At 56.4% G+C, this 20,631-nt stretch carries 16 protein-coding genes and 4 pseudogenes; 10 read left to right on the forward strand and 10 right to left on the reverse strand.

Annotated elements, in window-relative coordinates; all coding sequences use genetic code 11:
- Position 1: 1 nt before the first annotated feature.
- From C8D77_RS31770 to C8D77_RS31790, 5 genes are all read left to right on the forward strand, one after another.
- Complete coding sequence (locus tag C8D77_RS31770) at positions 2-631, forward strand: aminomethyltransferase family protein (RefSeq protein ID WP_170136876.1); 630 nt, start codon at positions 2-4, stop codon at positions 629-631.
- On the forward strand, positions 628-1,704 hold the full coding sequence (locus C8D77_RS31775; protein WP_281277064.1) for a threonine aldolase family protein: 1,077 nt from the start codon (positions 628-630) through the stop codon (positions 1,702-1,704). The genes C8D77_RS31770 and C8D77_RS31775 overlap by 4 nt, the downstream gene beginning before the upstream one ends.
- Before the next feature lie 56 nt (positions 1,705-1,760).
- Positions 1,761-2,726, forward strand: a complete 966-nt coding sequence (locus tag C8D77_RS31780; protein WP_109671427.1) for a threonine/serine dehydratase family protein — start codon at positions 1,761-1,763, stop codon at positions 2,724-2,726.
- 135 nt (positions 2,727-2,861) lie between these two features.
- Positions 2,862-3,746, forward strand: a complete 885-nt coding sequence (gene purU / locus C8D77_RS31785) for a formyltetrahydrofolate deformylase (RefSeq protein ID WP_109671428.1) — start codon at positions 2,862-2,864, stop codon at positions 3,744-3,746.
- A gap of 427 nt (positions 3,747-4,173) precedes the next feature.
- Positions 4,174-5,286, forward strand: a complete 1,113-nt coding sequence (locus C8D77_RS31790; protein ID WP_109671429.1) for an aminotransferase class V-fold PLP-dependent enzyme — start codon at positions 4,174-4,176, stop codon at positions 5,284-5,286.
- A 93-nt stretch (positions 5,287-5,379) separates the two neighbouring features.
- Here C8D77_RS31790 and C8D77_RS31795 read toward each other — a convergent pair whose 3' ends face one another.
- The gene (locus tag C8D77_RS31795; RefSeq protein ID WP_109671430.1) at positions 5,380-6,531 is read right to left on the reverse strand and encodes a M24 family metallopeptidase; all 1,152 of its coding nucleotides are present in this window, start codon (positions 6,529-6,531) and stop codon (positions 5,380-5,382) included.
- A gap of 277 nt (positions 6,532-6,808) precedes the next feature.
- Positions 6,809-7,570 (reverse strand): CmcI family methyltransferase, encoded by a 762-nt coding sequence (locus tag C8D77_RS31805; RefSeq protein ID WP_109671431.1) that lies wholly within the window; start codon positions 7,568-7,570, stop codon positions 6,809-6,811.
- A gap of 462 nt (positions 7,571-8,032) precedes the next feature.
- Here C8D77_RS31805 and C8D77_RS39160 point away from each other — a divergent pair.
- Together C8D77_RS39160 and C8D77_RS31815 are read left to right on the forward strand one after the other, a co-directional pair.
- Positions 8,033-8,571: pseudogene (locus C8D77_RS39160) on the forward strand (IS110 family transposase); the annotation flags it as partial.
- A 155-nt stretch (positions 8,572-8,726) separates the two neighbouring features.
- Positions 8,727-8,798, forward strand: a pseudogene (locus tag C8D77_RS31815) (transposase); the annotation flags it as partial.
- 139 nt (positions 8,799-8,937) lie between these two features.
- Here the strand turns inward: C8D77_RS31815 and C8D77_RS31820 are convergent.
- The 7 genes and pseudogenes from C8D77_RS31820 to C8D77_RS31850 all read right to left on the reverse strand — a co-directional run bounded on the left by C8D77_RS31820 (position 8,938) and on the right by C8D77_RS31850 (position 14,559).
- The gene (locus tag C8D77_RS31820; protein ID WP_245951935.1) at positions 8,938-9,645 is read right to left on the reverse strand and encodes a GntR family transcriptional regulator; all 708 of its coding nucleotides are present in this window, start codon (positions 9,643-9,645) and stop codon (positions 8,938-8,940) included.
- 630 nt (positions 9,646-10,275) lie between these two features.
- On the reverse strand, positions 10,276-11,274 hold the full coding sequence (locus C8D77_RS31825) for an isopenicillin N synthase family dioxygenase (RefSeq protein ID WP_109671465.1): 999 nt from the start codon (positions 11,272-11,274) through the stop codon (positions 10,276-10,278).
- Positions 11,275-11,578: 304 nt separating this feature from the next.
- On the reverse strand, positions 11,579-12,439 hold the full coding sequence (locus tag C8D77_RS31830) for a hypothetical protein (RefSeq protein ID WP_245951936.1): 861 nt from the start codon (positions 12,437-12,439) through the stop codon (positions 11,579-11,581).
- Between the two features lie 669 nt (positions 12,440-13,108).
- Positions 13,109-13,414 carry a hypothetical protein gene (locus C8D77_RS31835; protein WP_109671433.1) on the reverse strand — a complete coding sequence of 102 codons (306 nt, stop codon included), beginning with the start codon at positions 13,412-13,414 and terminating at the stop codon, positions 13,109-13,111.
- A 29-nt stretch (positions 13,415-13,443) separates the two neighbouring features.
- Positions 13,444-13,614: pseudogene (locus C8D77_RS37845) on the reverse strand (IS66 family transposase); the annotation flags it as partial.
- On the reverse strand, positions 13,589-14,116 hold the full coding sequence (gene tnpB, locus C8D77_RS39165; RefSeq protein WP_109671435.1) for an IS66 family insertion sequence element accessory protein TnpB: 528 nt from the start codon (positions 14,114-14,116) through the stop codon (positions 13,589-13,591). The gene tnpB and the pseudogene C8D77_RS37845, both read right to left, overlap by 26 nt.
- Before the next feature lie 206 nt (positions 14,117-14,322).
- On the reverse strand, positions 14,323-14,559 hold the full coding sequence (locus tag C8D77_RS31850; protein WP_170136878.1) for a transposase: 237 nt from the start codon (positions 14,557-14,559) through the stop codon (positions 14,323-14,325).
- 788 nt (positions 14,560-15,347) lie between these two features.
- On the opposite strand from C8D77_RS31850, the gene C8D77_RS31855 reads away from it, so the two are divergent.
- The 3 genes from C8D77_RS31855 (at position 15,348) to C8D77_RS31865 (ending at position 19,504) form a co-directional block, all read left to right on the forward strand.
- The gene (locus C8D77_RS31855) at positions 15,348-16,178 is read left to right on the forward strand and encodes a LuxR family transcriptional regulator (RefSeq protein WP_245951937.1); all 831 of its coding nucleotides are present in this window, start codon (positions 15,348-15,350) and stop codon (positions 16,176-16,178) included.
- Between the two features lie 1,948 nt (positions 16,179-18,126).
- A complete protein-coding gene (locus C8D77_RS38560; RefSeq protein ID WP_109671438.1) occupies positions 18,127-18,318 on the forward strand; it encodes a hypothetical protein in 192 nt (63 codons plus the stop codon).
- A 553-nt stretch (positions 18,319-18,871) separates the two neighbouring features.
- Positions 18,872-19,504: a ProQ/FINO family protein gene (locus tag C8D77_RS31865; RefSeq protein WP_245951938.1), complete on the forward strand. Its 633-nt coding sequence runs from the start codon at positions 18,872-18,874 to the stop codon at positions 19,502-19,504.
- 277 nt (positions 19,505-19,781) lie between these two features.
- Here C8D77_RS31865 and C8D77_RS31870 read toward each other — a convergent pair.
- Positions 19,782-20,223 (reverse strand): annotated as a pseudogene (locus tag C8D77_RS31870) (Tn3 family transposase); the annotation flags it as partial.
- Between the last annotated feature and the right edge of the window lie 408 nt (positions 20,224-20,631).

A 20,631-nucleotide genomic window follows, 5' to 3' on the forward strand; every position in this document is an offset into this window, starting at 1 on the left:
GGTGGGCGCTATTGCTAGAAGTCCGTTCGCTCATCGCTTGACCGGCGCGAGCCAGACTCCGCAGAACGAGAATGTCGTCATCCGTGACCTGTCGACGCTGCCGCGGATCGGCTTCAAGGGTAACGGGACGACGAAATGGCTGAGCTCGAAGGTCAGCGCCGTCCCGGACGTTCCAAACAAAGCGATCGCCCTGTCCGATGGCTCTCTCATCGCGCGGCTCGGAAAGGAAGAGTACCTCGTCCTGCCTGACCCAGACGCGGTAGGTAATGTGTGCAGCGACCTAGAGGCAAGCTGGAATGCCGACGATGCCAGCGGTGAGCGCCGAATAGGGTACCCGCTTCCCCGTGCCGACAGCCATAGTTGGCTCCATCTAGAGGGCAGGTGTATTGCGCAGATGATGGCGAAGATTTGCGGTGTGGATTTGCGCAGGGATCGGCTTCTCCAAGGTGAGGTCGTACAAACGGTCGTAGCGCGGATCAGCGCCGTATTGATCCGCGAAATGAAGGACGGGCCCTACGGCCTGCACATGCTGACTGATTTCGCCTCAGCCGACTATCTATGGGATGTGCTCCAGGATGCTTCCACTGAATTCGGCGGCGGTTTTTCCTGGAAACGGGAGGATCTAAAATAGCAACTTATCACTTCAATTCAGACAATGGCGCGCCGGTCTGCGAACAGGTGATGAATGCCCTCGTGAACTGCAACCGAGGCGTCGAGGTGGCCTACGGAGCAGATCAATTCACCGCAACCTTGGCACAGGCCTATTCGAACTTTTTTGAGCGTGAAACCTTCATTTTTCCGGTGTCTACCGGCACTGCGGGAAATGGTCTTGCGCTCGGCGCCATCACGCCGCCATATGGCACGATCTTCTGTCACGAGAGCGCGCATATTGTGACGACCGAAGCTGGTGCGCCGGAATTCTATAGCGGTGGCGGCCGCATGACTTTGCTGGCAGGTGAGCACCATAAGATATCGCCTGCCGTGTTAGAGGACGGTCTGCGTCGTCACGGCATAGGCAACGTGCATCATATGGCGGTCAGCGCGTTCAGTCTCACCCAAGCCACAGAGGCAGGAGTTGTTTATGAGCTGGATGAATTACATGCGCTGAGTGAAATCGCGCATGCGGCAGGCATGAAAGTCCACCTTGATGGGGCACGCTTAGCGAACGCAATAGTTCGTTTGGGCGTAACGCCAGCTGAAATGACCTGGAAAGCTGGCGTGGATATTCTCACCTTCGGCACTATCAAGAATGGAACCATGAATGCAGAAGCGGTGATCACCTTCGATCCGGAAATCGCCAAGGTACTGAGCGTCATGCACAAACGTGCCGGGCACTTATGCTCAAAGATGCGCTACATGTCAGTGCAGCTCTTGAGCTATCTGGAGGATGATCTGTGGCTGCGAAATGCTCTGCAGGCAAACTGGAACGCCGAACACATAGCCGGTGTGTTAAGACCGTGTGCGGGTGTTGAGCTGGTTCATCCAGTGCATATCAACGAGGTGTTCGCCATTCTGCCGGCGAGCCTTCTGGAGGCACTCCGGAACAAAGATATCCATCTAAGGCCGTGGAATTTTGGGAGCAAAGGTCAAGGCGTTCGCATAGTGATGTCCTACTGCGACAGCACAGAGCAAATTCAGCGATTTGAACAGGCTTGCCGCGAGCACGGACCTTCCGAGGCTTCGAGCCTCCGGGTTCACCGCTGATTGCGTGCAGTGAGCCGCAATGAGATTTTACTAGGTCTAAGTTGGAAAGCAGCGCGATGCTCGAATACGAAATGATCGTCCATGCCGCGCGGGTCCTCGAGGGCGTAACACGAGTTACGCCTTTGCTCGAATCCGAACTTCTCAACCGACGTCTTGGCTTCCGCTTCCTCGTAAAAGCCGAGTGCTTGCAGCGCACCGGATCGTTCAAGATTCGTGGAGCTTACGTCAAGATCGCGTCGTTGAGCAAAAAGGAGCGCGCGGCGGGTGTCGTGGCTTTTTCATCCGGCAACCATGCTCAAGGGGTCGCCGCCGCGGCGGCGGAAATGAATGTCCCATCTACCATAGTCATGCCGCAGGATGCGCCGGCCGTGAAACTGCGCAACACCGCCCAGTGTGGGGCCAAGGTGATCACATATGATCGGGCAACCGGCGACAGGGCCAAGATCGCACGAGATGTGGCCGAGCAAACGGGAGCGACTTTGATTGCTCCCTATGATGATTATGTTTTGATGTCGGGGCAGGGAACCGTTGCACTGGAAATCGTCAATCAACTGGCGAAACTGAAAACGTCCGCAGACGCTCTGGTGTGCCCCGTTGGTGGTGGCGGGCTGATCGCTGGCATCGCCACCGCCATGGCGGAGTTGTCCCCAGCGACCACCATCTGCGCGGCTGAACCGGAACATTTCGACGATACAAGGCGATCGTTGATCGCAGGCGAACGTGTTGGAAATGAACCTGGGTACAACTCAATCTGCGACTCGATCGTAACGCTAATTCCAGGTGAGAAGACCTTTCCGATCAATCAGAAACTTGTCTCCCACGGCTACGAAGCGTCAGAAGCTGACGTCATTTTCGCGATGCGATTATTGGCGGATGAGATGAAGATCGTTGCCGAACCCGGTGGAGCAGCTGCGGTTGCCGCGGTCCTGCGGCACCCCGAAATGTGGAGCGGCAAGACCGTCGTTGCAGTGGTATCCGGGGGGAACGTGGATCTGAGCGCCTGGCGCGAATTTCTGAGTTAACCTCCTCGCCAAATCGCAACGTTTGTCGTGGTCGGATGCAAAAGGCCGGCCCGAAAACCCTCTAGCCACTTTTGCGGCCAACTTCCCGCTTCACGAATTAACCGGACCTTTCCCGATAACCTGTAAAGGCAACGAATGACCACTTTTATCCTGACAGCAACGTGTCAATCAACGCGAGGCATAGTGGCCGCCATCTCCGGTTTTCTCTACGAAATGGGCTGCAATATCGTCGATAGTTCGCAATTCGACGATCTCAGCACTGGTCGCTTCTTTATGCGCGTCTCCTTCATTTCAGAGGACGGGAAAGGAGCCGAAGCGCTTGCCGAAGGGCTAAAACCAATCGCCGAAAAGTTTCAAATGGAAGCAGAGCTTCACATCCAAACGCAAAGGATGAAAGTGCTGTTGATGGTCTCGGCGTTCGGGCACTGCCTCAACGACCTTCTATACCGTTGGCGGATCGGGGCTCTCCCGATCGATATCGTCGGCGTCGTCTCGAACCACTTCGACTACCAGAAGGTAGTGGTCAATCACGATATTCCCTTCCACCACATCAAGGTGACGAAGGAGAACAAACCACAGGCGGAAGGGCAGCTCATGGACCTTGTCGAGCAGACAGGTACCGAGCTGATTGTTCTCGCCCGCTATATGCAGGTTCTTTCAGACGCAATGTGTCGCAAGATGTCGGGCAGGATCATTAACATCCATCACTCCTTCCTGCCGAGCTTTAAGGGAGCTAATCCCTACAAGCAGGCGTATGAACGCGGGGTGAAGCTGATCGGTGCCACGGCCCATTATGTGACGCCCGATCTTGATGAAGGGCCAATCATTGAGCAGGATACGGTACGCATCACGCACGCTCAAAGCGTGGAAGACTACGTCTCAATGGGCCGTGACGTTGAAAGTCAGGTCCTGGCGCGAGCGATCCACGCCCACATTCATCACCGTGTCTTCTTGAACGGCAACCGCACTGTCGTCTTCCCGGCGAGCCCAGGAAGCTACGCGTCAGAACGCATGGGTTAAATTTGGCCCGCCTGAGGACGCACACTTTTCGTGAGAGGCACCGTCTACCGCCTATTTTGCCTTCGATTATTCTTCGCACTCGGCTGTGCCTCTTGCTGCGTTACAGAGTGCGCCGTTATTGCTGATGCGGCGATGCTGTTCGCCAAGGAGGCGTCCGTTCAGACCAAACGTGCTCAAGAGCGAATGTCGTTCCACGTGCTTGCAAGTTGCCCACCTTGAGATTCCCCAGCCCCGGAAGTCTTCCAGCACAGTCCAGGTGAGCAGGCGTCAAAAGGTCTTGATTCCGAGACCCGATTGTATCGCAATGGTGGGCCTGGATCGGGACGGAAAACAGTTGTCGCTCCTGGCGTATTGTTCGAGCGAACAAATTCGCTCCTTAGATTTCGAACTGTTTCTTGCATCAAAGCGATCTCGTGGGAGGTAACAAGTGAGAGCGGGCAGCCTTATCCCAAAGAGTGAATTCATCGGACTTGAGAACGTGACCCACCTGGCCGCGGGTGGTGAAACGCCAGTTCTGATCAGCAATGCTGCAGCGGTGACACGATTTATGGTCGACAAGGGTGTTGGTATGCCGGGGCGCGATCGAATGTTTGCGACCGCGACTAGGGCAAGGGAGCGCCTGGCCAGGCTCCTCGGTGCTACATCGCAGGAGATTGCGCTCCTGTGGAATGCAACTGCGGGCCTCCACGCGGTCGCTGTTGGAATAGACTGGCGTCCGGGCGACAACGTCGTCGTCGGTGCAAGTGAATTCGCATCTCTTCTTCACATTTGGCAGGCTGCTGGGATCGAACTGAGGAGAGTTGGGGGGGGGCGTTGCGCCACATTGGATGAGGTTGCCGATGCGGTGGATTCACATACGCGAGCGATCGTAGTGAGTCATGTTAGCTACCTTACCGGTGCGCGAAGCGATCTTGCTGCTCTAAGAGAGATTGCCGACAGGTGTGGAGCGCGGCTCGTTGTCGATGCATCGCATTCGCTCGGCGTCGTTCCTGTAGATGGGTCGCTTTGCGACGTGGTTGTTTCCTGTTGCTATAAGTGGCTGCTGGGAACGCATGGGGTCGGAGTGTTCTTCGTAAACTCCAAACGATGGCACCAACTCGAACCAAAGGCAGTCGGTTGGAACTCGGTTATCCACGAGGCCGACTGGCGCCAACGGACCAGCTTTCACTTGAAGCCTACAATAGAGAAATTCGAAGGAGGCAACCCCAGCTTTATGAGCATCTACTATCTCGATAACGCTCTGGCAACGCTCGAGGAAATCGGAATCTCCAGGATTGAATCGCATGTTCTTGAGCTTGGCCGAGTGCTGCTTGACGGGCTTAATCGTTTGGACGTTGATCAGCTCACACCTGCGAGACCAGCGGACAGGGCCGGCAATATATCGATTGCAACGCCTCATTCCGAACAATTGGAAGCGCGGTTGCGCGAGCGCAGTGTTTTGACCTGGGGAGGCGATGGGCGACTGCGAATCTCGGTCCACGCCTATAACGACACGGCGGACGTGGATCGTGTGCTGGAGGAGATAGAAGCGCTTTCCTAAGCGCAAGCCAGCGTTGCAAATTGCAGCGAGCGCGTTTGTGAGGTCTGCAAGCTCGTCTCGGCGGGGACCTCGCCCGAGACGCATCCTAACAAGTCAAGAATACAGAATGGTGCGCGGGTAATCAGTGAGGTACTCGAAGCCGGTCTCCCTCACGACAATCGAATCCCCGATGCGGCCGCCAAATTTTCCGTCCACCGTGATGCCGCCGTCCACCGCGAATGTCATACCCGCTTGGAGCACTGTCTTGTCACCAATCTTCAGCTCAGGCGCCTCAAGATAAGCCACACCAATCGAACGGCCTGTGCGATAGCCGGTTGTGTATCCAGCAGCAGCGTAGGCGTCGTTTGCAGCGATAGCTACACTTTCTGCAGTGACTCCTGCGCGGATAGAGTGCAATGCGGCCTGTTGGGCGTCAATCGCCGCCTGCTGCACTTTCACGGCTTCATCGCTAGCTTCTTTCACGAAGAACATTCGGTCGAACCCAAGTTTATACTGCTTGAATTGGGCCATGTTGCAGAAGCAAAAATAAACCGGATCGCCTTTTTTTAGTAGCCGCGTGTTGGCCCGGCGATGCACCATAGATGTATCTGCTCCCGATTGCATTATTTGCAGATTGTAGATGAGGGGTGAGACAAATGCCTCCCATCCTTTCGGGGTAAGGAAGCTGGCCGCCTTGCGAGTACCCGCTGCAATGACGGCAAGCGCCGATTCGTATTCCGGCGCGCCTACCTCGAGCGATTGATGTGCGGCAGCCATCATTGCGCCAGCAACCTGTCCCGCCTGTTTCATAACTTCGATTTCCGCTGGGGACTTAATCGTTCGTATCTCGCCGAGAGTGCGCGAGATATTGTTCAGGGTCACCGAACTATACTGCTCGTCGAAGAAATTCCGGACGATGGCAGGGATGCTTCCTGCCTCGATCCACAGTGCATCGGGTGCGTCGCCGATGGCGTCGCCGAGAACCTTTTCCCATCGGTTTGGTCCGGAATCTTCCCAACCGCGAACATTTTTCACCCAGGTCATCTTTGACGCCATCTCACTTTCCATGAGCGGCGTGATGACTGTAGGCTCCTCGTCCGGCCGGACCAGAAAGAAGGTTGGTCGACCAAATTCGACCGCGAGATAGCCCCAGAAACCTGCGAGGTAGGCAATCGAGCTCTCGTCGGTGAAGATAGCAAGTTCGATTCCTTTTGACCGGAGGCGGTCCTGCAGGGCATGTGTTCTCGCGCGCGCTTCTCCAAGCATCGTCAAACTCTCTTCTATTTTGTGTCGCCAACAAGCGCCTTGCCACACTGTCAGAAGACCGGGTCGAGAGCCTTGAGATCGGGAACCAGGCGCTACGCGCCGAGAACCAGACCCTGAAGGATGAGATTTGCCCGGCTGAAGAACCTGCCGCTGCGTCCCCCGATCAAGCCGACCAAGCCATCGGGCATGGAGAAGTCCACGCAGCCGACATCTGGCAAGGGCAAGCGCCGCCGGCGCGGCGCCAAGCGCGATGGCGATCGCGCCTATCGGTCCAGCCTTACGCCTTTCGAAGCCATGCATTTGGAGCGCAAGTTAAATTGGTCCCGAACGCGTCGGTGTAATAAGTATCAATTAGAAATCCAGATTGCTCGACCAACGCCAAGCCATCAATAATCTCTCTATCTGCACGCATGGGGTCATCCTCAATGACATAATAATCTCCAGATACAAGAAATTGGCCCAAGTGGGAAAATATCGGAAATACTTGGATATGGGCATCATCGACTACGAGCCATGGGTGTGGTAGATTATTCAGTAGATTTTCATCGAAATTAGCAATGTTTGAAAGATCGACTTGATGAAAGTTAATCATTGGATGAGTTGCGTCTGGATGGATGCATTTTGTGTTAATATCGAAGGAATGAACTTCACCTTTATTTTCGCATAGCACCGATAATTGATCAGCAAACCACAATGCGCTGCCGCCCTGAAGAGAACCAAGTTCCAGAATTGTCCGCGGCTGAAGTTCCCAAATAAGCCTCGTATACAAATGTAGGTCAAAAGGGGACTTGATATTGAGTAACCCTTTGTACGTTTGTGCCAAGGCTCCCACTTTTGTAGATCGGTCAGGAAAAAGCTTTGCGTGAAAATACGAGTTCCATCCTCGTGCCGATGGCTTTGCAAAGCGGTCGGAACACTCAGCATTCACAACGCTGCTAATTTCGATTATCCAATCGAGATTTCCACCCGGTTTCGTTTGATCCGGGTAGTTCTTGTGGGCGGCTTCCCAAAAAGCCTTATATCCAGAAGCGAGTTTCATAGATCCATCTCCATACCGCGTCTGTTATTGTCTCGTAAGGGGGCAGCTCGAACGGTGTCTCCTATAACCAACCAAACCACGGCCTTCCTCCCTTGGGTAGCCACCTAATCAAGTAGGGCTAAAGCGCGTAAGGGCGTTGACGTTGTAGTACCGCCGCTGTCTGCAGCCGCGAACCAGATGGTCCGCGGTTCGTGGCGAGCCGTCGCAGTTGTGGCTGTACCAATAGCGCACGTAACTCGCTGAATGGAGAACAGGACTGTCGAACTTTCTGTCTGTCAGTGCGCGCTCCGCAAAAACTGGACAGCAATTCCGCTATCCCGGGTCGTGTCCCATTGGGTGGTGTAGCTCGGCGGTTACGAAGCCGCTCGCGAGCGCGCCGTTAGTAGCGCTGTAGATGCTATGGGCGGCGGCGAGCGTGTGGCACCCTCGGCGCTGTTGAGCAGCCAGCTAAGGAGCGCCCCCATGTCACCATCCTTTGATGCAAGCAAATCCCTTACCGCCCTTGATCGGGACAGGACGTTGGTCGCAGTGATTGAGATGAACCAGACAAAGTGGCTAATTGCTGCGACGATCCCTGGATTTGAACGTAACCCTCTCAAGAAGCTCGATGCCGACCCGGATTTGGTGCTCAGGCTGTTGCGCCGCTGGCGCAGCGAAGCCATCCAGGCCGGGCGTGAAGTCCGGCGCATCGTGGTCGCCTATGAGGCTGGACGCGATGGCTTTTGGTTGGCGCGCTGGCTCCTGGCGCGCTGTCGAAGCTTATGTCATACATCCATCGAGCGTCGCGGTTTCCCGCGAACATCGGCGTGCCAAGACCGATCGCCTCGATACCGAACTGCTGATGCACGCCTTTCTTGCTGGCTGCGGGGCGAGAAGCGCCACTGCAGCATAGCAGCCATCCCAACCATCAATGAGGAGGACGCCCGCCGTCGAACCGTGAACGAGACAATCTCCTCCGCGAACGTACACGGATCGCCAACCGCATCAAGGCAATCCTCGCGCCACAACCAGACGGTCCAGCATGAAGGCCTGGGTGATGAAGATTGCCGATCGGTAGGGTGCCGATGTGCGAAGGCCGCGCTCAGATGGCGGCCACACCCCGCCACGGAATGGCGAGCTCGATGCAGTGCGCGGTCCGGACGAGTTCGCATGATCGGAAGCCGGCGTTTCGGTCGCCGATCTGTGCCGCAAGCACGGGGTGAGCGATGCCTCGATTTACAATTGGAAGCCCGCTTCGGAGAACCAACTACCACCCAAACGCGACGACACCTTCAATGTGACGTGAGTTCGCTCCGTGTCCGCCCTAGGGGCGGGCCGATCCGGTTTAAGTCGTAACCTGAAGCCACCGCCTTCAGGCGTGGGAAAATTCACCCTTTATCGCTATCCATAGCATTTAATCGCGATAGAACTATTGCCAGATGCGCCTTGTGAATGGTCGCGACCAGTCGCACGTCCCGCAATTCAAGGGCGGTGCGGATCATACGGAACTCATTCAGCAAATCACCAACCTGTTGCGCGAAGTCAATCCGTTCGAGCAATTGGAACCAGAATTGTGCCGACCGAAAAAACAAGATGTCGCTAAAATTCCTAAGGGGTGCGCTGCGGCTCAGGCCATGGAGGATACCATGCTGGCGAATGATAATGTCGGCGAACTGCCGCTTATTTCCCTGATGAAGAAGCGCACGACAAGATTCTTCTAGTTCGTTAAAGTCTCGAAGAGTTTGGCTAGTAATAGGAAGCGCTTCGGACTCCGCCATAGCGTCCACCAATCGCATTCGGACGACGTATATATCGCGGATCGAACTTAAGTCGGTGGATGTAACCTTCGTTCCGGTCCCATGCTGGCTTACTATAAGGCCGTCGTACTCGAGGCGTTGTAGCACGGTACGCATAGGCGTGCGGCTGACTCCGAATTCAGCCGCGAGTTCGCGCTCGTTCAACCGGCGGCCGGGCTGGTAGTCGAGAAAACAGATCCGGTGCCGTAGCGCACGGTAAATATCGGTGTTTGTCATTCGGGCGCTGCTTTTGCTCTGATCTAAAAATTCCGGAACCTCGATAATGTTGTGCCCGCTCACAAAGATACCTCCGAAATAACTAGCGCACTATGTACGACATAGTAACTTCCTGGATATTGAGGCTACGGAGCGTGACGCACGCGGTTTTGATCAGATCATCAACATGAAGCATTAGCTAGTGCCGCTGGCGCAGGCCTTATGCTCGCGCAGATCCGCGATGATGCACTCTTCCGTAAACCGCCTTTTCTTCAAAAGTTCGTCCTTCAATCGAAGTCGAACACTCAATTTAGTTTCAGATCGAGGGAATTAACCGTGTCAGGTCATGGCCACACGCGCTCGTCATCTCGAATGTAAAGATCATCGGCAACGAGATCAGCCGAGCCCTGCCGGCGCCGTCTATCTCAGCCATTACGGGCCGCAGAATCAAAACTTGGAGTCTTCACCAACGGCTAGAAATGCCGCATCACTCCAGCCATCAAGCGCTAAATGCACCGCCGCTCCGCCTCAGCGGCCATATCGAAGTCGAGCGACGCATGGGCCGCAGTCGCCTCGACGGGCAGCAGGGAGACGGAGCCAACGCATTGTCGGCGGCGGCCGGCTTCGTTCACAATATACTAAAACTGGTTCAGTGTTTTGTGGCTTCGCGTCGCCGCAATGCAAGGTTCGCCGATGGAGCTCGAAACCCGCTCCTCATTGTTCAAGGTCGAGCCTTTCCAAATGTGGAAAGGTCTTTACGAACCGTTTGAATTTATGCTTTCCGCAGGTGACGGGCAAATAGCGCGAGGGGTTCGATGGAGACACGTACCTCTCAAGCGGCTCGACCACGGCATCATAATCTGCGTCGATAAAGAACGGAATCGAATAACGCTCGCGCCCGGACGTGTTCACCACCCGATGAAAGTTGGCAATGTACAGGTCGTTGGTTAGTATCTGCAAAAGCTCACCGATGTTGATGACGAAAGTCCCGGCAATAGGCACTCCTTCAACCCAGACCCCTTCACGATTCATGACCTGGAGCCCTCCGACACTGTCCTGAGTAAGTATCGTGAGACTGCCGTAATCGACGTGCGCGCCAATGCCAATGACTTTCTCCTCCACCCGTCCCGACTGCGTCGGGTACCGAAGCAAACGTTGATAGGTGATCGGATCGGTTACCCTGGAATCAAAAAAATCCCGGGGAAGGTCGAGACTCAGCGCGACTCCTCTTAGAAGTTTTGTCGCGAAGTCCTTCATTGCCTGGTGATACGCAAACACAGTCTCACGAAACCCCGGTAGCGCCGCCGGCCACTGGTTCGGACCGAAGAAGGGGCGTTCAAGGGTAGGTCGCTCAGGGCCGATGTCAAAACACTCTTTCAAATCTTTTGTGTTCGTCGGATCTGTGTTTTCGCCAAAAATCTCTACGTAACCGCGCAATGCAACTCCCGAATTGACCATGTGAAGTTTCATCTTCTCTTCAAGCGGCTGGTCGAAGAACGCGCGGGCTTGCGCGAAGGTTTCGTCCGCCAATTGTGCTGGCAGGCCGTGGTTTTTTACGTACATAAAGCCAACGTTCGCAAGGGCCCAGCGGATTTCCTTTGCCACGCCCAGAACGCCGCTGTTATCCAGAAGCGGCCCTATATCGACAATAGGTATTTTGTCGAAGGATTGGCGTTGCGCGCGAAGCCTGTCGTCGAGATCGGGTTTGGTCATGGACATTCTCCAATATTTTTGGGGCAGTTAGCACCGTCCAAATAGCAAAAGTCGTGCCAGGTCAAAAATCGGTGTTGTTTGAATGGCTTGCAATTACATGCCCGTTCCTGCCGGCATTGCGGCGAAAATTTGTAACGCTTGCGACAAAGAGAGCCATGTGGTTTTCGAAAGGCGTCCGTGCCCGAACTCAGATGTTTTGATCATGGATTGTCCAAGCTCACGAATTCGGTGTTCGGACAGGCCGCCCGCACGGCACTGCCATGGCGCTTAAGCACCTTGCGTCGAAACCCTTTGGCCTCATATGTCATCCCACCGCGCTGACCAGAGTTCGACCATAGGGCACTTCTCCGGGCGGTGCGGAGATGTAGCAGGATGCGAAGACATAGCCCGTCGTGCGTTCCAAGCGATCCTCTATGCCGAGCTCGGCCATAGCAGTCAGGATCGCCTGCCGTTCCGTGATTGTGGAGAAGCGGCGCTGGCGCTGTCTGAACCGGTCTACGAGCCTGGTTTCCAATGCATAACCTCGAAGAGCGGCGGCGATGTCGTCATAGCAGAAAGGGTGCATTGCGAAGACGACGACCCACGGGCGCGATGCCGCCGAGGCGTCATACACGCGCGCAAAGGTTCGCTCCGTGGCGTAACCCACACAGCCTGTGCTGATGATGATGTCTGCGTCCGCCAGGGCGCAACGTTCCTTCACCGTTAACTCCCGGGTTTCCAGATTAGCTGGGATACCGGCCTCCAGTAGGCCCTGGTTCCGCGCATAGCGAACAGCCCGGAACGATGGGTCTACGCCGACGAACTGGATGTCGTCACGAAGGCCGCGATTGCGAAAGAAGGCGCGATGCTCGATTTCATGTCGGCCCGAGAGCGGACCGCTCGACCCCAGGTAGGCAGCATACAGATCGTCGAGATCGAGATCGGTGCGCAGTAAGGTAGCGTTGACGCCATAGGAGCAACCGATATCGATAATCTTCAATTTGGTCTTGTTTCGACGGCGTCGATAATCGGCGAAGATCCTTTCGAAGACCGGCTTAGCCCGATCTGGGAGCATATAGTCCAAGGCCAAATGTGCGCGAAAATAGGCGTGCGGCCACTTGCGGTTATACGCTCCGGAGAAGTCGTGCTTCACCCACTGAATGCTGTTGCGCACTGCGCGTGCCATCACCTATTGTCCTTCTCCCTGCCCTTGCCTTTGATATCGCAAGCAAAGATCTTCCCGCCCAGATCGACAAGCGCGGCGAGCGCCCTTTGGAAGCTCATGGACTTGCCGATGCCATTTCAAACAGAATGCGCTCTGGCGCAGACCTGACTTGTTCCTTCCTTCGCTCTATCGATCGCGGTTAGCCGCGACGTGAATTCAGTCCGGCGGTTGCTGGGCCTCGCAGCGGGAAGCATCAATATTCGTGCCAGTTGCGCGGGAAAGAGCAGCAGAATTGATTTGTTGCATATGTTTCAAGGACTAAATGGGAGCGCGGCGAGAAACTAGGCCGACTATCACCGTGCCGCGTATGCGACTCGAGGAATGGGCGGACAGCATACTTCCGAAAAGCGTTCCGCATTGTCAGTTGTTCGACAATTTAGGGCAGGCGACAAATAACAGTGCCAGTAGGGAATCTCGGTGCATCCTGGCGGCGTCCACCTCTCCCGCCGACCCGGTCGGCCGCTCACATTCCCCGGTCTGTATCAAGCGAATGAACCTTAATGTATCGAGTTCGCGTTCGAGCAGGCGCGATATTAGAGCGCGCTGGCAACTGGCAATATGATACGTTCGATCTCGAGAAACTCTGTGAGCGTCCGGCGAAAGCGTTTTCGCTTGGTCGAGCGGCCGACGCTATAGGACGCGCTTCACCTCATCTGCCATGACGCGCTCGATCATCTCGGGATCGCATTGTTCATCGACGAGGAACTGGCGGATGCAAGCATCCCACGTCCGTATATCGGCGAGGAGATTTTGAAGGTCGTCAATTCCATTTTCGGTCAGGCCTGTTGTGCCATCTTCACTGCCATCGCGGACATAAACCAATTCGCCCTCGGCGATATTGTCAGAGTTGGCGGTCAGCTCCTCGACTAATTCGAGGTTCTCGCTGATCGTGCTGGCGACGTCTTCAAGCGTGTAGACGAACCTCGAGCGTGCCATTACCCAGCCTCGTATCGGTCTTTCGCCGGCGAAAGCGTCTCTTCTATCCAGCTCTTGAGGTCCGCCAGAATGGGCTTGGCGTGTTGCTGGCGCAGTGTACGCCGCTCGTCAGCCGACATGCCGCGGATACGACCCTCGATATCGTGGAGCACACCGGTGCGCAACAGCGTTTCGTCAGCGATCGGAGATGGCTCCAGCTTTGATCCGGTCGGCGCGTTTTCCGCGGAAGCCGAAGATTGCGCCGGAGCCCGCCGCCTCCTTGATAGCCGTCTCAACCAGCGCCGACAGTCCATCAATGCCGCGCCGCATATGCGTCACTCCGCAGGCCAGATGGCCGCGCACCTTCCTAGAAGGCCCGATCATGCCGCCTCCACACAAGCGACCAGCGACGATAGCACCTCGAGATCCATGTCCGCTGCAATCCTCAGTAGGCGACCATTCCTCTGGACGATTCCAACGTCTTTGCGCCTCGACCGCACACTGCTCCTCGTGGAACCATCGCTGAAGCTCTCCGACTCGTGGAACCATCGCTGGAGCTCTCCGACGCTCCGATAAGAGAAACCGGGATGAGCGTACGGTCTCTGGAGACTTCAATTTGGGTGGCGAGAACTTCTTTCGCCACGCGTATATCTGTTGCGGAAGAACGTCGTGCCGGCGCGCTACATCGGAAACGCTCCCATCCGCGCTGAACGCTTCTTGCAATATCGCTTCAGTGCACCTTGTCGCTCAGCACACCCGTCAGGATCTCAAACTTGGCCATTCATACCCTGTTACGTCACAAATGAATTATCCGTGTCGTAACTTGCGCTAATTCCGCACCTAACCGGCTCACCGGCAGACGATTTAGCGCTGGCCGGAGAGCTTGACCTGTTTGACGAACAGCTGGGTCTCGCCCTTGACCCTCTCGACTAGGAGCGGCGTAAACCGCTGCTCGTCGTCATCACCAGATCGCGCACGATGACGCTGGAGCGTTCGCGGGCGCCGAGGATGTATTCCAACTTCCGCGCCTCCAGCGCCGCGATGCCCGCCGCCGAGATCATGCCGAGATCGGCCACCACGCAGGCCCGTCCCACCTTGAAGCGGTCGCGCAGCCGATCGACGATGGGCAACAGCACCGTGAGGTCGGCGGTGTTTCCAGCAACCATGTGCAGATCGGACGGCCCTGGCCGTCGATCACTGCGCGGGATAAGGCAAAAGTGCGTGTCCATTTCATGAAGAGCGAACTTAACCATGCCGGCAATAGCGGCCGCTGAATTGTCTCAGCCTTTATAGCCACCGCTTTCCCGTGAGATCCAGCACGCCGCATTAACGGCCGTTTGCAATAGATTCACACAACTTCACAACTGCAAATCAGCGACGATGATACCTTCATGGCGCGTCTTAGGCTAGGCCCGTCAAAAAGCCGGACGTCGGCTTACATTGTGGACTGGGGCACGGCATGAACCACGGGATGGCAAGAAGAGCGTTCATTCTAGTTGAAGGCTCTGGAACTGATCTGCCGTACGGCGGGGCGGCCCAGCGTCTCGGCCTCCATCCAACTATACTCACGGCTTATCGGGGGCAGCACGACTACATTGCGGGGACGGTCGCAAGCAATCTAGCGGCTACGTTGTGCCCAGATTGGTACCCTCAACCCAATCGCCAGCGCACGGCATCGCGATGTATGCCAGCGGTGTGTTCGTCTTCTGCGTCATGGACGCAATAATCAAATGGTTGTCGACCGACTATTCGATCGCTCAAATCGTGTTTTCCGCGCCGTTATAGGTCTTGTTCCGACGTTGACGATACTATCCAGGCCGCCCGGACTGTTGTGGGAAGACCGCAGGGTCGGCGCGCATCTGCTGCGTGGGGTGGTCGGCCTAATCGGCACGTTCGGCTTTTGCTGGGCCCTCGGGGTACCCGCCGGCAGCTTTTTCACCAGGGACGGCATCCGATGCAACAGGCTGCAGTGAGTCAATATGGAACATCCGTGGAAGACCGCAGTCACTCAACAGTGGCGAGTGACTACCAGCGTGTCCGGTCGACTTCGTTGGTCCCGTCGATGCATTTCCCGAAGGAAGTGTTTGCGGCCGAGTTCGGCCGATTTCTCGACCAGACCGATGGTGCTGCTCAATCCGAGCAGTTGTTCGAGCTATTATCTGCTTTTGCCCAGAATTTTGATTGCCCGTGGGTCGCCTATCGCTCTCGCTCAAGTGTTCCGAATATAATGCTGAATTATCCCGATGAATGGCAGCAGCGCTATTTCGAAATGGGTTATGACAGGATAGATCCCATTATCAAGACGAGTCGAAAGCGGGCAAGCGCCTTTCGATGGAGCGAGGTGTACAATGACGCGCACACGACTAAAGACGAACGACGCGTTTTCGATGAGGCTGCGACTTTCGGCTTGAGGTCAGGCATTAGCGTTCCACTGCACGGCTCGGATGCCAGTTTTGCGATCATGAGCTTTGCACGGCCCGGGGGGAGCGAATTCCAAAATAAAGCAATCACCTACTTGCAACTTGCTGCATTGCATTTCCATTGGAAGGTAGCAAAGTTCGGGACTCCGATTGGCTTTGAGGAAGCTCTGGAGCTTTCCTCAAGAGAGAAAGAGTGTATTCTGTGGACAGCAAGAGGGAAATCGTCGTGGGAAATAGGACTCATCCTGGGAATAACCGTGAATACGGTCAATTTCCATATAAAAAACATACTGAAAAAACTGGATACGTCTAGCAGAACGGTTGCAGCTATAAAGGCGGTAAAATCCGGAACTGTCGAGTTGTAATAGACTATAAGCGAATAAGTTGGTATTCTTTCCATAAAATCAGGCACTTCTAAGTCTACGCCGGTCGGAGCGCCACTGAGCCCGCAAAAAGGCGCCAGCGGCTTGCCAGCGCAACACTGTACCATCGTATTCGACGCGGCAGTGAAATGGTTCGCAAGCCCTCGGCAGCGGACAGGATACCTTCCGCGCACCGTGATGGCTGTTTTCAGATGCCGAATCTCGATCCGACCAGACATCGGCGACCAAGCCTGCTGTGACAGCTGCCGAGGCGGCACTGTCCAGCCCCCTCGGTAGACCATGCCTTGCGCAGCCATCGCTGCCGTAAGCTCTAAGCTTCATCGGTGAATCATATTTAAGCGGCAAGGGATCCTTCCCGAAATCGAGCGGCAGCGCGGATTTTGCCGGCCGGCCGCATCGACTCGCCACGCCTCCGCTAGATCGAGCGGCGTAGCGCCTCCAACATTGAGTTCGCGGTGCCGCTGTCCTAGCCGGCGAAGATCGTGTTCGTCATCCCCGCGGTTCGGACGCCGATGCACCCGCCGCTGGCCCTCATCTGATGCGCGCTTCGCCCTGCGGACAGCAGAAAGCGAAGCCGCCACGGCCGCGAAAATCTCGCAATGTCGGCTCGATTCCAGGTCCCGTCCGCCACTTTTGCGGGGTGATCTGTGCAGGCGCCTGGCGTGGATCGTGCCAACCATCCCCTGACCGCATCATTGCCAGCGTCCCTTCAGCCGGCCGAACCTCGCGACGCCGGATCGATCATAACGATACTCTTCGAAGAACATTCTCTTTGTAGCAAGCGTGACGGTCTGCGCCGTCTTACCGAGTTTCAGCCTTTGCCATCCCCTCCTGTCCTCCCTGCCGCGCGTCACTCTAACCTGCTCTCATCACCTCATGCGGGAAAGAGTGTCGTTAACGTCATCCTGTGCGGGAAATGTCACAGCGATAAGACAGAACGCAGAACAGCCATAGTGGCGTCGTGCCGAGCGATGGGCATCGAGGATGCCGACGCCTCAGTCATCCATGAGTTCGATTCCTGCAAGCGGGCCGGCTCTTTAACCGGCCTTTCCTGGCGCTTCGCGCGCAGGCGGGGCTGACACCGTCAAGCTCGCAGGGCACCCCTAGTCAAGTCGTTGCAGCTCCCGTCGGCTTTCTGAAGTCGGTGACGGGCTTAAGAAGGTTCCTGATCGCCGTGCTGGGACATTATTCCTGACCCGCTCAAATTGGATCAGGCTGCCCTAACGACGGAAAAAGACTCGGCACAATCTGGGTGCCGGGTCTTTAAGGTCAAATGTGATTGGGCAGGTGCTGTGATGCTTCTTGGCTACGCCCCCGCATGATTAACGAGCCGCTACCTGGGGGGTCATTCCTCAGCCTCTACTCGGCGACAAGAGCGTCCCGATTGGTCTCTTGGCGCCGGAAATAAACAATATGGCCCGGACAGTGTGCTGGCGTTGTTGCGTTCATGGGTTCAATGGATGATTGATTTCGCTGTTTTCGGTGTCGGTCAAGAGGGCGCCTCCATTTTTGCTTTCGCAAGCTGGGCGCCCGTCAGCGATGTGATGACGGAATATCCTATGAGGAATCAACGCCCTGTAGCTCTCGAGATCGCACAAACGGGAGTCGGCTTCCGATTTGCTGTCCGCCTTCGCGGCGATCTTCGCCACCCGGCCGATTGCCGCCGCAAGCCTGCGCGTGCGACCGCTCGACTGACCAGAAACTCGGGAGGGCTTATGGATGATGCTGGGGACGCATTGGCAGGGCTCGCTTGGCAACCCTATTGCAGAGTCCACCGGGCCCGCCGGCGACATAATCAAGGAGCTCTCGCATAGGACAAGCCGGTGTTTGGTTTCTCCCGCGATTTAAATCAAATCCGTCTGTGGATATTGACGATTGCGTGACCCTCACCTCGTAGACGGCTAACGCGGGCGGCAACTGAGAGGGTCATATGACAAGCGATTTTTCCGCCGCGCGAGTGCATCTAGATCGAGCATATCATTACCTGCGAGGCGATGACCCGATCAGCCAGAGGGGGCGCGAAGCCTTGGATCTGCTAATTGAGGCAGTTGCCGTCGAGGAGTTCAAGCAGCCGAGCCAAAACGCGGAGGTGCTAATGTTTCCGATTGGGCGCCGCTTCTGAGGCGATCTCCATGGTGGCAACCATGAACGTGATGTGCAAACATCCTCAGAATATTGTCCGTCGAGGCATGAGCCGAGTCGGCAATCGAATGGGAGTCCGAAGCCTGTCGCCCACAACCTTCTGAATTTCGCTGCGCCTATTGTCATCGGCGGCAGCTATTCCGGAATGGCCGCCGCCCGGCAGTTCCGCCGCGCCCGCGCCAGGTTCTGGTGATCGACGCCGGGTTGTGGCGGAACGCTTTTTGCCAGCCATTCGCCTGCCTTCCTGTCCCAGGACGGCGTCGATCCGGCCGAGATCACGGAACGGTCGCCTGAGTAGCTTTCACGCTACGCGACGCCCTGGTACGACGGAACGGCCGAACGGGTGAGAGGAGCCGCGACGGTTTCGGGTCCTACTCGCTGACGGCCTCCGCGGAGGCCGTCGAGTCTTTTTCGCTGCCGGCGTTTGAGATGCGCTGCCAAGGGTCAATGAGCTGGCGGAGATATTGGGGAACAGCATTCCACCGACCCTGATGTATGGCTGTGAACTCTATCGGGACGGCTCGGCGTGATTGGTGCCGATCCTGCTCGGCCCACCAGGCACTTCGCCTGTCCGAATGAGGAGGCGCCCGCTGCTTGCCCTGCGGGGCGAATGCTCATTTTTCCAAATCATTGCATATATCAGTGCTAGGAAGGTCCGAATTGGAAACGAAAACAATGGGGCGAGGCTTATGAGCTGTAGCCGAGGCAAATCGCCTGCACAGCTTTTCCGCTATCTATCGGCCAAGTGGCCTGCGGCGTTCAATCCGAAAGCGCCCAGGCCGCTCAAGATCGGCATCCATCATGACATTCGGGTGCTCGACGGCGGACTGTCCGATGATGAATTGAGGAGAGCCCTGCTGGCGTATACCAAGATGGCCAAATACTTGGCGAGACTGGATGCCGGCGCTGCACGGGTCAATCTCGATGGCAAGCCAGCCGGCGTGGTCTCGGATGCGGACGCGGCGACCGCCAAGGCTTTGCTTTGCGCCCGCAAGGACAAACAAAAGGGCAAGCAAACGCCAGAGCCAAGGGTAGAGCCTCAAGCGCCACCCAAACCAAAACCGAAGCGAACCGCCGTGTTCAAGGCGAAGAATACGGCCGACAGCCCGACCGGCCTAATCGTTGAGACGAGGCGTCGCCGGTCATTCCGAAAGCCGATGACTTGATCGCCGCTGAGCGATAGCTCGCGAGGACCGGGACAGCCCTCAGGGTCGGAGCACATGGCGCCCGCGCCAATCCGAATTGCCGCGATCGCAATGGAGCTGCCGCATTCGCGCGCGAAAAACGGACTGGTCGGTCATCCCTTCTTCGGGATGAACGAAGGCCAGACGCTATTCCGATGGTCGTTCTGGCCACCGCTGCGACTGTGATATTTCGGGATGGCAGTCAGATCGATGCCGGCCCAGATTGACTGTGGCCATACTGCTGCTCAACCTCCTCTCAGTTGATGACGTTGGAAAGAATGGGAAGCAGATTGGGCAATTCAGCGCGCAGGCCTGACGGCGCCAGCTTCTGCCGGGCGATCGCCTTCAGGCGTGGCGGCAGGTGAACCCGAGCAGGCGGCAAAAAGCGGCGCCGACGGCGCTCTGGCCATGGCCGCTGTCGAATATTGGCCCTGAATCTCCACGTTGGTGCAGTGTCGCAGCACGCCCTTGATCATCGCGGCGACCTCCGAAGACGAACAGCGCTTGAGTTGCGAGAAAATGCAGGTCGAGCCCTTTTCGACATGCCAGTAGGTCATCACGCCGCGACCGCCATAGCGGACATGCCATTCCGTCATCAGGTTGCCGTCCCAAGCGCCGAACTTCTTGGACTCCGACGCGCAGGCCGTGCCGGCTTCGCCCCAGATGGCGGTGTTGCGGATAGCCAGTGTTGCATTGGCAACGCGCCCGCAAGCCGCCTAGAGCGCGCCCCTTAGCAAGCAGGTGAACCCCTGAGCCAACCTCCTATGGGTCAATAGGGTCAGGTGGCCTGCCATCATTCCAGGACAACTGACAAAGAAGGTGTCGCCTATCCGACACTCTTCTGTCGTCTTTGTTGGGTCCGCGACACCGGCCTATTTCGCCAAGCTCTTGTCTGGCCTCAGGCTAATCCGCTGAAAAGTAATCACAATGTTTTTCTTCTGCTGGGTCGGCCAAATTGGCACGAGTTTTGAAACTCCTTCTTGGGAGCCGGGAGCCGCCGACCGACCTTCATTTCGTGGATGACACCGCGATCGATGAAACGGAGAAAGAAAAGCAAAATGTCAAATCCGCATCAGATAGCATTCTATGCAAGGGGGCCTCGGCGAAAC

This window comes from Mesorhizobium loti (assembly GCF_003148495.1).
In the GTDB taxonomy this organism is placed as follows: Bacteria; Pseudomonadota; Alphaproteobacteria; order Rhizobiales; family Rhizobiaceae; genus Mesorhizobium; species Mesorhizobium loti.

Excerpts from the sequence above, each read along its gene's own strand:
- C8D77_RS31780 (WP_109671427.1), top strand. The coding sequence starts at position 1,761 with ATGCTCGAATACGAAATGATCGTCCATGCCGCGCGGGTCCTCGAGGGC.
- purU (WP_109671428.1), top strand. The coding sequence starts at position 2,862 with ATGACCACTTTTATCCTGACAGCAACGTGTCAATCAACGCGAGGCATA.
- C8D77_RS31795 (WP_109671430.1), bottom strand. The coding sequence starts at position 6,531 with ATGCTTGGAGAAGCGCGCGCGAGAACACATGCCCTGCAGGACCGCCTC.
- C8D77_RS31805 (WP_109671431.1), bottom strand. The coding sequence starts at position 7,570 with ATGAAACTCGCTTCTGGATATAAGGCTTTTTGGGAAGCCGCCCACAAG.
- C8D77_RS31825 (WP_109671465.1), bottom strand. The coding sequence starts at position 11,274 with ATGACCAAACCCGATCTCGACGACAGGCTTCGCGCGCAACGCCAATCC.
- C8D77_RS31830 (WP_245951936.1), bottom strand. The coding sequence starts at position 12,439 with ATGGCACGCGCAGTGCGCAACAGCATTCAGTGGGTGAAGCACGACTTC.
- C8D77_RS31835 (WP_109671433.1), bottom strand. The coding sequence starts at position 13,414 with ATGGCACGCTCGAGGTTCGTCTACACGCTTGAAGACGTCGCCAGCACG.
- C8D77_RS31850 (WP_170136878.1), bottom strand. The coding sequence starts at position 14,559 with ATGGTTGCTGGAAACACCGCCGACCTCACGGTGCTGTTGCCCATCGTC.
- C8D77_RS31855 (WP_245951937.1), top strand. The coding sequence starts at position 15,348 with ATGCAACAGGCTGCAGTGAGTCAATATGGAACATCCGTGGAAGACCGC.
- C8D77_RS38560 (WP_109671438.1), top strand. The coding sequence starts at position 18,127 with ATGACAAGCGATTTTTCCGCCGCGCGAGTGCATCTAGATCGAGCATAT.